Raw genomic sequence first — 11,256 nt, 5'->3', positions numbered from 1 at the left:
TTAACGTATTGACTTTTATTATTTTCCATAATAACGATTGTTTTAGTGTATCGTTATTTCAGGACTTCACACAATTAATGAAAAAAGGATCTTCGCTTTTGCCATCGTCCCTTCTTCTTTGTTTCCACCCCTATTAAAAATTACAACAGGATAATGACCTTCCTTTTTAGGTACAGTTAATATCCCATTGACCAGCTGTGAATCACTTTTGTAAACCACAGCGTAAAAGTCTAATCTTTCCAGGTGTTTGTAGTTTTCTTTAAGCGTATCATTTTCTGTGAATTTTGCCCAAACTGAAGGTATTTGGGAGAGTTCAATTTTGGTTTTTGAATAAATTTGACCTTTCTGAAGTTTCTTCCCATTCTGTATATCCTCGAAAGTAAAATTTTGATCCAGTACAGTTCCATTTAAGCTCTTTTTAAATTCATTGGCTTTATAGAGTTTATTACCTACTATCACTCCAAAATAGATCAAAATACAAAGTAAAAGAGATCCAATTACAATAGAAGTTAGCTTTAACAATTTCATAGTTGTTATGTTTGGTTTGTTTGGTAAAAAGTATTTTCTAAAAATACTGATTTAGTTTATGAGTAGCAGTAAAGGTCGTTTTATGTTCTCATTTAAAAGTGATTTGGTAGCATTTGATTTTTTGTTCAGTATTGAATTAAAGTGAAAATTATAATCAAAGCGTCACTGATTTTCAGCTAAAAAAATTAAATTTTTAATGAAATACGGGGTGTAAATGAGCATTCACTCAATTATTTTAAAATATTTGTTGATTACTGAGAAAACCAACTATATTTGCCATCTGAAAGCTAAAAGAAGTTCGAACTAACTAAAAATGATTAATTATTCATTGTCCGCTTTCAAGTACTTTTAAATAAATAAAACAATCTATTAAATCCAGCGAGAAACAAATTATTAAAAATTGGAGGTCGAGTAATTACAACATGTCCACCTCTTTAAATCAATTCATTTAACAAAAACACTAAAAGGTTACTAAATCAATTTAAGTTCCATTCTATAATTTTTTTATTCCTATTCTTAATAAGTACTAGGAAGATGAAGACAAATATTCCGTACTCCAAAGTTAAAACCATGGCAGGTGATCGTCCTACCTCATCAAGACCGAAATTTTGAGGGTTAGAAACGTATGCAATACTTTAGTTTTGGTGGTGTTAATATCACTTGTTCATGACTTCCGTTGTGGTGCACCTTATTTTGTCCCTTTTTTCTGTCTTAATACACTGTAAACTAAATTTTGTTACTTAATGTATTTAGAAATCAGGAGATTTCTAATGATCTGTAGGACACGAATGACGCTAACGCTTAACATTCGCACCAGTAAGCTTTCTACCATTTTAGTTGGGTAGCACTCCTACGGACTTGAAGGGAAAAGCGTTGAAAATTTCATGGATTGAGCCGTAAAAAATGATTTTCTTGTTTGAGCAAAGCGAGTTTAAAATCATTTAGGTGAAAGGAATGGAATTTAGCTTTTGACTTCTAAGCCTTGAATTTTTTGCTTCGTTTTTGTTTCAAGACAAAAATGAAGAAGAAAGAAGCTTGGATGTAAAACATAAAAAGCTTGCAGAGTTGCCTATTGGAAATTTGCGGTAATTTGGTTTACAAGATACTTAACTATAACACTAGGAATACACAGGAACGTTATTGCCACATGTAACGTAATTTTAAATTATTTATGCTAAATTTTAAAAGATCGAATTCATCAATAAGGATCACTATTGGTGCAATTCTACTATTCTTCATTTCTATTCAAAACTCTACAGCACAGGAGATTTTACAACTGACACAAGAAGAAGGCATCAAAGTCAAAAAGTTAGTAAGAAAAGGTAATCGTTATTTTAAAACGCATGATACAGGCAAAGGTAGTGGGTACAAATTATACCAACGTGCATTGTATTGGGCAAAAAGAAATGCAGATGATAAAGGTCGTATATATACAGACAAACATATCGTTCAGCAAGTGGAGGGTTTCCAATCCCCTGCCCTAACATCCAACGGTCGTGTTGCAGCAGTGAATGATGGATGGCAAGAATTAGGTCCTTTCAACTGGTCAAGAACTACAAGCTGGAATCCTGGTTTAGGTAGAATTGTAGCGATTGATGTGGAACGCCAAGCTCAAAAAATTATCTTTGCAGGTTCTCCAGGCGGTGGTATCTGGAAGTCTGTTGATGCAGGACAATCTTGGAGACCAGTCGGTGATGATCTTTCAAATATGACGATCTGGTCTGTTGCGATTGATCCAACTGATGTTAACACAGTCTATATTGGTAATTCTGCAGGGCAAATTCTAAAGTCTACTAACGGAGGCTACTCATGGTCAGTGATCAAAAGCGTTAGTGGTACGCCAAGAAGAATCTTAATTCACCCTAATGGAAATACTATTTTTGTAGGTACAACAAGAGCATTATACCGTTCTACAAACGCAGGTGGTTCATTCTCAACAGTGAATAACTCTGCTTCAGAAGATGTTGAATTTATGCCTGGGAACACAAATATTGTGTATGCTTGTGGAGATTACTTTTTCCGCTCTACTAACGGTGGTGCATCATTCTCTAATGTCAACAGTGGTATTGTTTCTTCTGAAAGGATGAAAATGGCCGTAACGCCTGCTAATGCAAACTACCTCTATATTGTGCAAGCTTCAGGAAGTAGTTTTGGGCGTTTGTACCGCTCTACAAATGGAGGTCAGTCTTTCTCTATAGTGGCTGATAATAACTCTGTTTCTACTAATCAAGTTTACTTTACTCAGGCTTGGAGAGATATGGCCATTGCTGTTTCTGATTCTAACGAAGATGAAGTACACTTAGCGGGTATGGATTACTCAAGATCAACAAATGGCGGTAGAAGTTTCACAAAGTTAGCAACTTGGAGCTCTCCAGGTGGAAAATCATACATTCACGCTGACGTAGAATTTATGCGTTTTATCAACGGTGTAATCTACTACGGTACTGATGGTGGTATTTACAGAAGTACAAACAATGGTTCAAATACTTCTGACTTAACACAAGGTGGTTTAGCGGTAAGACAATACTACAGAATCGGTGGTTCTAAAACAGATGCCAACAGAATTGTAGGTGGTGCCCAAGACAATGGTACTAACATCATGCACGGTACTAGCCGAAACTTCAAAGAATGGCTTGGTGCTGATGGCATGGAGTGTTTTATTGATCACGTGAACAAAAATGTGATCTATGGCACCACACAAAATGGCTCGCTTTACAAAAGTACTGATGGAGGTAACAGCATTGGCAACATCAGCAGACCAAGTGGGTCTGGAGAATGGGTCACTCCATTTGCAATGGACCCCGTGGACAATAAAACAATTTATGTGGGTTACCAAAGTTTACACAGAAGTAGAAACGGCGGAAGTAGCTGGAGCAATATTACATCAAGTATCAACATTGGTGGTTCTTTAGACGAAATTGCTATTGCCCCTTCTAACAATAACTACATTTACATTGCCAATGAAGGCAGGATGTGGAGAACAAAAAATGGGCAAAGCTCATCTCCTTCATGGACTAGAATTGACAATTTTTCTGGTGATGTGAATTACATTGCAGTAGATCCAACAAACCCAGAAAGAGTTGCTATTGCTACAACAGGTTCTAGAGTTTACCTTTCAGTGAATGCAGGTTCTACTTGGTCAAATATCAGAGGTAATCTTCCAAACATCTCCGCTTTATGCTTAGCATTTGATGACACCAGTGAAAACGGATTATATGTTGGCATGAGCGCTGGCGTTTATTATACCAACGACAACAGAAATGATTGGGTAAGATATGCAACTAACCTACCCAATGTTCAGACTACAGAATTGGAAATCCACTTTGCTTCTCGTAAAATCAGATTAGCTACTTATGGTAGAGGAATCTGGGAAGCTGATCTTTATGGTGGCGACACTGACACTGGTATTACACTGAATGCCCCTAACCGTTTAGTGGCAGCCGTAACAGATCAATCTGTGAAATTAGATTGGGATGACAACTCTAACAACGAAGATAATTTTGTATTAGAAAGAAGTTTAAATGGTGAAGCATATACTGTTATTGCAACTTTAAATGCCAATACTGAGACATATACTGACGCTGGCTTAAACCCCGGATCATACACATACCGTTTGAGAGCGAAAAAAGATAATACTTACTCGGATTACTCGAACTCAGCTGATGCAGTAATTGAAGGCCAAGTAGAAGATGAAATTGGTGCTCCTAGTGGTCTTACTGCTTCAGTAAGTTCTAAAAATGTTACTTTAAACTGGGTAGATAACTCAAGTATTGAAAAAGGTTACACGATCCAGAGAAGTGATAATGGCGGAGACTTTACACGTATTGACTTCATTAGCCAAAGCAATGCCGTAACTTATACTGATGAAAACTTAGAAAATGGAACTTACATTTACAGAGTCAGAGCTTATGATGAGACTCGTTATTCTGGTTTCTCGAATGAAGTAGAAGTAGTTGTAGCAGTTTCTGATGATAATAACGGCAACGTGGTGGATAACTGTAATGGCTGTGAGGTATATTCTGTAAACAGTGAAGAAACAGGCAGTGCTCAACAAGGAAAAGAAAACCTTGTAGATGGTAATACATCCACAATCTGGCATTCGAACTGGTATGATGATAACTCTTCACACCCTCACAACTTCAAAATTGATCTTGGTCAAACTCGTGAATTAGAAGGTTTCTCTTACACGGCACGTCAAGACAACAGCAAAACAGGTATGGTCAAAGGTTATACTTTATATGGCTGGGATGGAAATGAGTGGCAAGCTCTTTCTTCAGGAAATTTACAAGATACTAGACTTAAGCAATCAGTTAAGTTTAATAAGTTCTCTACAAGATATATTGCATTCCAAACTTCATCTGCAATAGATGGTCGTAGATGGGCTTCTGCCGCTGAATTCAGCGTTCATTACAAAGATGTGGCTGGCGTGGCTCCAACTACGGCTTCTAGTTCAAACAACCGTCCTTTAGTTGATTTGGAGGAATTAGAAGGACTTTCTATCTATCCGGTTCCTTTCCAAGATCAATTAACCATCAAAGGTGTGGATACTAAAAAGGTTTCTAAATCGATTGAGCTTTTTGATGTAAACGGAAAAACACACAGAGTAAAATCACAGTTTGGTGAAGGTAAAGTTATTTTGAATACCGCAAATCTTCAGAGTGGCATTTACATACTTCGCTTTACTGTAAATGGTCAAGTGAAAACCATGAAAGTTTATAAGAGGTAGATTCTGATCACTAACCCCCTCGATCAGTAATTGAGGAATTAACTATTTCGATTCATTGGAAGGTTCAAGGGATTTTTTCTCTTGGGCCTTTTCTTTTATTGTCTACGGCTATGTGAAAACTACTGATTGATTTACTTGTGATCATATCTGCCGAAATTTAAAGGTCATCTCCCAAAGATGTTTGTTTACTAAAGTCAGACAATTCTCCACGCTTTCAAGATCGACACTTTTGATCATAGCGATTACCGTTGTCCTATTTTTAGGCAAAGCAATCAAAGCAGCAGTAAACTTTTCTTGTGCTGCTTTTTGAGCATCACTTGGGCACTTCTTGTTTTTTCCTGTCTAATGTTTCCAAAAGTTTCAGCAATTCGTCTTCAGGTATAACCGTTTCTTTGTCGACCTGTTTTCTCTCTTTTTTGGCTTCTTTTTTAATTTGTACATTTGTTCAAAAGAAAGTTACAAAGATGCTACAAGAAAAATACATCAACCCTTTTACCGATTTTGGTTTTAAACGCTTATTTGGACAAGAACCAAGCAAGGCTATTCTTATGGACTTTTTAAATGAACTCCTTCGTGAACAAGAAGGAGAAATTAAGTCTATGACTTATTTGAAAAATGAGCATTTAGGTAGCGGTGAAATGGATAGGAAGGCTATATTTGACTTGTATTGCGAAAATGAAAGAGGTGAGAAATTTATAGTAGAACTACAAAAAACTAAGCAGAATTTCTTTAAAGATAGAGCTTTGTATTTTTCTACTTTTCCGATCCAAGAACAAGCCAAGAAAGGTACGGATTGGAATTATGAACTGAAGGCTGTATATACAATTGCTATTTTAGATTTTGTTTTTGATGAAGATAAAGGACAAAATAAATACCGATATGATGTAAAGTTGACTGATATAGAAACCCAAAAAGTATTCTATCATAAGTTAACTTTTACATATTTGGCCATGCCTAACTTCAATAAAAATTTATCTGAATTAGAAACAAGGTTTGACAAGTGGTTATATGTGATTAAAAATCTCCCCAAACTGGATGAACGACCTAAAGAGCTAAAAGGGAAAATCTTTGATGCATTTTTTGAAACTGCTGAAGTAGCTAAAATGACAAGAAAAGAACTAATGAGCTATGAAGATTCTTTGAAGTATTATAGAGATTTGCACAATTCTTTAGATACGGCGAAGGGAGAGGGTATTGAAGAAGGGATTGAAATTGGGGAGAAAAGAAAAGCTATTGAGACGGCTAAAAATGGTTTGGCAATGAACCTTACAGTTGAGCAAGTAGCGGAACTAACTGGGTTAACTATTGAAGAAATAAAGAATATAACTCTTTAACCAATCAACCTTTCTACAAGATTTTATAGGACCTACTCTCTTCTTCATTTTTGACTTAACACAAAATGAAGCAAAAATATCAAGGCCAGGTAATCACTAACAAACTTAATATTATAAAAAACATCTAGTAAAATTTAAGGGTTGTATCATTTGCGTATACTCTTGATGTTATCACAAATATCCTAGATTCTAGATGCAATAATTATTGATTTTTTATTTCTCGCTAACTAAAAAACAACTCTTACCCACCCAGTAAACCAATGATAATTTCTATTTAAGAGTAATAGAACTGGGTGAATAAGAGTATCAGTCAGATTAGTACGACTTTCTTTCGAACCAATCGTCTTCAGGAGTTACTGTATAACGTCCTTCTACCTGATCCCAATGATAACGATTACCCATCATTTCTCGGATTCTTTGATCAGTTGTGTTGGCTGAAGCAGCAACATTACCTGTTTTAGAACGGTTCCACCAGCTGATAGTACATTCGACTGGAGCTTCAAATGACTTAGAAAAGAAGTAATGATGACGAGAATAAACGTGTTTATCTGGTATTTGAAGGCCATTTAAGTACCAAAATCTCATGTTCACCAAAGCTACTAATTCTTCCATTGGTCTGTTTTTATCACCAATACCAAGATCAGCTATACCAGATGTTCTGTACCATGTCACTGCCAGGTTGTCCTTGGTAATCATTTCTTTGACATACCAACGGCTTACTTCTCCAACAAAATCATCTTGGCCAACCTTATTATAGTCTGACAAGTAGCTCTTGCCACCTCTACTCCAAAACGGATCTAACAATTCTAGTCTTTTTAGAGCAATTGGATTTTCTTTTGAAAACTTGTAAGCAATAGCTGTGGCTAATTGACACCCTAAAGAATGGCCTACAAAGCGAATATTATTCGATGTATTTGCTGGTAAAATTTGATTTAATTGGTGAAAAGCGATTTCTGTTAACGATATATCAAAATTACTCTCCATATAAGAACCATCTGCTTTCTTATACCTCATGCCTCGAGGCCCTTCTGAAGACCAAATTTTTGCTTCAGCATGTTTCACTTCTAGTTCATCTGCAAATTGGTTCCAATAAAATATAGCAACGTTCCAACCGTCACGCTTCCATTGTTCTGCTGTATTGATTTGCATAGAAAGCGCATCATCCTCAAAAAGAAAATCATTTCTTCCTCCATTGGTTAAGGGTTGCCACCCATGAAAAAAAATTACTGTTGGTTTTGAGGCATCATAGAAACTGCTCCCTACCTGACGTTGCACTTGCGTTTGCATGTCAAATGCAGGAGTTGAATTGTGATTTTCATCAAACCAATAAAGACCAAAATCTAGTCCTTCTGTCGTATATCCATCAAAATTAAGTTGAAGCAGATTGATTATAGTTCTTGAAGAAAAATCGTTGAGGTTCTCATTTATTTGGCAACTAGCAAGCATCGTAATGCCCGCAAGTATAAAAAGTTTTAATAGACTGGTTTTCATTTCATTTAAAAGTTTCGGTAGAAGAAATTATCATTAGTTTTTTGAATTGGCAGGTAAATGAAGGAAATAATCACCAGTAATACAACATTGAATACAATTAGTTATATTAAGTTATTGTTGATTTTAAAAGAGACATTGTAAACTGTTAATCTGTAGTTCTACTATACTCTCCTTCTTCAATAGCCTACGGCTTAAATATGGACTATTGATGGTGAGAAAATACTTGATAAGTACTTAATGGCTTTTAATTGAAGCAATCAGGGAGCTAAGTCCTAGCATTTACACCATGCAAGTGCTAGGACTTACACTCCGTACATAATAGCACTTACACTCTGTACATGCTAGGACTTACATAGTGTACAAGGAAGGACTTACACTCTCTACATAACAGAACTTGCACTCTGTACATGCAAGGGCTTACGTACTGTTTTAAAAATCAAATATTTTTTCATAAGAACAATCCCCTTGCTTCACTCTGATAATAAGTGAGACAAGGGGATTTTTTATAATAAATTAAGGTGATGTACTCAGAACTTTGGTGAATAAGCTTAACTATACAAATTATGCTCACTCAAATACTTCCTCACCTTCCTGATCTGCTCTATATTTTCCTCTGATTCTATGTCCAATGGATTATTATAGTGCAACATTTCTATACTTCCATCTTCCCATTCTTCTACTTTGATAAAGGGACAGTGGAGGAGTTGGTCTTTGGTGTGAAATTCTTCATATATTTCTGGTAAAGTAACACAATGGTAAAAAAATGATTGATCATTAAAAGCTCCATTGATTACTATGTTTCCCGCTAAATCATGTTTTCTTAAAAATTGAGACTTATGGCCTACATCTACCCAACTTACGTAACCCAAACCATTGGGGAGGCTTTTGTAGAGGTTGAAGAAGAAAGTATTAAATTTCAAAAAATTGATTTCACAAAAAGATTTATCATTACTATAGTAAGTAATCGTAAAAATATTGTCATTACTCAGGATAAAAACTAATGAACTTTCGGTATTAGTTTTAGCATTTTCTTTATCAAAAGAATATACAATCTTGCTTTTTACATCAGTGATTGAAAAAAAATCATACAAATCTACTTTATAAGTATCCGTAATATAATTTTCCTCATAAAGATCAATGTTTTTAGATATAGAGTTCCAAGAAGTTTGGGAAACAAACTCTTCAATTTTCTTTAAAAAAGAAAAATCTGATTTTACTTGAAATTCTAATTTTATATTTGCCATTTTATCTCTGTTATATTATTCAATTGTTACGAGGTTATTTTTTTGATAATGATTAGAGTGTTTTTCGGTAACGCCCAATGCCATGAATATCAAAACACAACCCTTTATAACAAATATGGTCTGTAAGACATAATTAATTTTATCTTACAGACCATAATAATAAGATTTAATCTTCTGTTATTAAAGCACCTTTAAGGTTCTGACTTTTGAGAGATCACTCTCTACATTGTAGATGGTTGATGCTTTGATTGTGAACTTATAAGTTCCTTGTTCAAGGTTCTCTAAAGTAATGTTTCTGTCTTCTTTTGGTATTTTAGAATACTCTTCTCCATTGACATAAAGTGTAAATTCTCTGATGTCTTCGATGTCTTGAGGATATTCCCATTCTAGGTTGATACTTGTTCCGTTGACTGAGAAAGGCCAGATATTTACCTTAGGGAGTTCTGGAGTTGGTAATATTACTTTTACCGTATCGGTATAGTCGTATACTAGTTCGTTTTCATCAGCATATTTGACTGCAAAAGTATAGGTCTTTCCTGCGACTCCTTCTACTTTATAAGTATAGTCGGAACGCTCAACAAATCCAATTGAACGCTCTCTTGCTAAAATTCCTCCTGATCGATCACAAAAGATGACATAACCTTTTGCTTTGCCTTCTAATTCTTTACTTGGATTCCACTTCATTTTCACCACCACTTCATTATTTTCTATGGCAGGCTCCAATGTCAAGTTTTTCTCTTCCTCAGATAGAATTAGACTTGGTGAATAGTAGAGTTTTAAGTCATTACTCCATAACTCATAGCTGTCAATAGGCTTTACGACCAATCGGTAGGTGACTTTGTAATCAATGGCTTTGATGTTGTTGTCCTTATATTCTCTTTCGGTGTTGGATAATGTATCTGAAATTGTTTCAAAATCCTGATCATCAATTTTTCTTTGAATCACAAACCCTCTTAATTGATCATTGATCACTTCTGGCAATTCCCATTTCAGCTCCACTCCTTCTTCCACAAAGTCTGTTGCATTGTTTTGATCATTGGTGATGATAGGTTTGATCAAGGATAAATCTTTGTTCTTTGACCATTCCAATTCAGTGGGTTTTCCTGTATTCTTAAAAATAGAAACAGGTACGATCTCATAGGTGTAATCGTTGTCTTGATTGATACCTTCATCTGTATAATAAAGCGTTCTGATTTTGTCTTCCTTATTCAGCCAGATTGTTTTAGGCGTCAGCTTTGTTCTGTTTTTACCATTTACTTTTCTCCAAATATCAAAACCTACAAAGGTCAACTTCTCATCCAAAGCCTCTCCTTCATATGCCAGCGTCAATGACATCTTTCTTCCTTGTCTTTTAATTTTTTCTGACTTTGGAGGTACCGTTAAATCTAATTCATCAGAAGTATTGGCTTTAAAAGTAGCCACAGCCTGAGGAGATTCTTGACCATTGACCACTGTAAATAAGCCGTATTCTATTTCTTGGTTTTTCTTGATTTCATAATCTTCATAACCAAAACCATAAATCATTGCTACGGCATAATCATACATAAACATGGTCAAAAGTAGATTGACATTGCTCGGTGATTCAGTCAAATAATTGATCAGAGAGGCTTGGTCTACTTCATTCAAAGCGTTATTAGGATCATTTGAATTAATCATCTGATTCCTCACCGTTTCTACTTCTCTGATTACAGCTCTATTGTTGCTGATATTGTCCAGGCTTTTTGAACTTGCATTAAACTGCAAAAGCGGGTCTGTATTCAATACAGACCAATCGCTTTCATTGTTGACTTTTTTCTTAAAAACAACGCCCTGCAAGTTCTGGTCATAGTTATCTACGTACCAAAGCAAAGACACCTTGTTGTTTTTATCTACCTCACCTAAGAGTGTATAATTACTCTGTCCAAATGAAAACATCTGAACAAAAAATAAGATG

General features: G+C 35.3%; 6 protein-coding genes. 2 read left to right on the top strand and 4 right to left on the bottom strand.

The features are described 5' to 3' along the window. Window positions 1-66: 66 nt before the first annotated feature. Window positions 67-528: a glycosyltransferase family protein gene (locus tag HHU12_RS14065; RefSeq protein WP_169657383.1), complete on the bottom strand. Its 462-nt coding sequence runs from the start codon at window positions 526-528 to the stop codon at window positions 67-69. A 1,171-nt stretch (window positions 529-1,699) separates the two neighbouring features. On the opposite strand from HHU12_RS14065, the gene HHU12_RS14060 reads away from it, so the two are divergent. Next, window positions 1,700-5,254: a discoidin domain-containing protein gene (locus tag HHU12_RS14060; protein ID WP_169657382.1), complete on the top strand. Its 3,555-nt coding sequence runs from the start codon at window positions 1,700-1,702 to the stop codon at window positions 5,252-5,254. 464 nt (window positions 5,255-5,718) lie between these two features. Beyond that, window positions 5,719-6,588, top strand: coding sequence for an Rpn family recombination-promoting nuclease/putative transposase (locus HHU12_RS14055; RefSeq protein ID WP_169657381.1), 870 nt, complete (start codon window positions 5,719-5,721; stop codon window positions 6,586-6,588). A 315-nt stretch (window positions 6,589-6,903) separates the two neighbouring features. Here the strand turns inward: HHU12_RS14055 and HHU12_RS14050 are convergent, their stop codons facing one another. The 3 genes from HHU12_RS14050 to HHU12_RS14040 all read right to left on the bottom strand — a co-directional run bounded on the left by HHU12_RS14050 (window position 6,904) and on the right by HHU12_RS14040 (window position 11,237). Next, window positions 6,904-8,079 (bottom strand): cell adhesion protein, encoded by a 1,176-nt coding sequence (locus HHU12_RS14050; protein ID WP_169657380.1) that lies wholly within the window; start codon window positions 8,077-8,079, stop codon window positions 6,904-6,906. A gap of 548 nt (window positions 8,080-8,627) precedes the next feature. Further along, window positions 8,628-9,323: a hypothetical protein gene (locus tag HHU12_RS14045; protein ID WP_169657379.1), complete on the bottom strand. Its 696-nt coding sequence runs from the start codon at window positions 9,321-9,323 to the stop codon at window positions 8,628-8,630. 180 nt (window positions 9,324-9,503) lie between these two features. Further along, a complete protein-coding gene (locus tag HHU12_RS14040) occupies window positions 9,504-11,237 on the bottom strand; it encodes a fibronectin type III domain-containing protein (protein WP_205959882.1) in 1,734 nt (577 codons plus the stop codon). Window positions 11,238-11,256: the final 19 nt, after the last annotated feature.

Origin of the sequence: Flammeovirga aprica JL-4 (assembly GCF_012844305.1) — a bacterium.
GTDB lineage: Bacteria > Bacteroidota > Bacteroidia > Cytophagales > Flammeovirgaceae > Flammeovirga > Flammeovirga aprica.
This window is presented reverse-complemented; position numbering and strand designations above follow the sequence as displayed.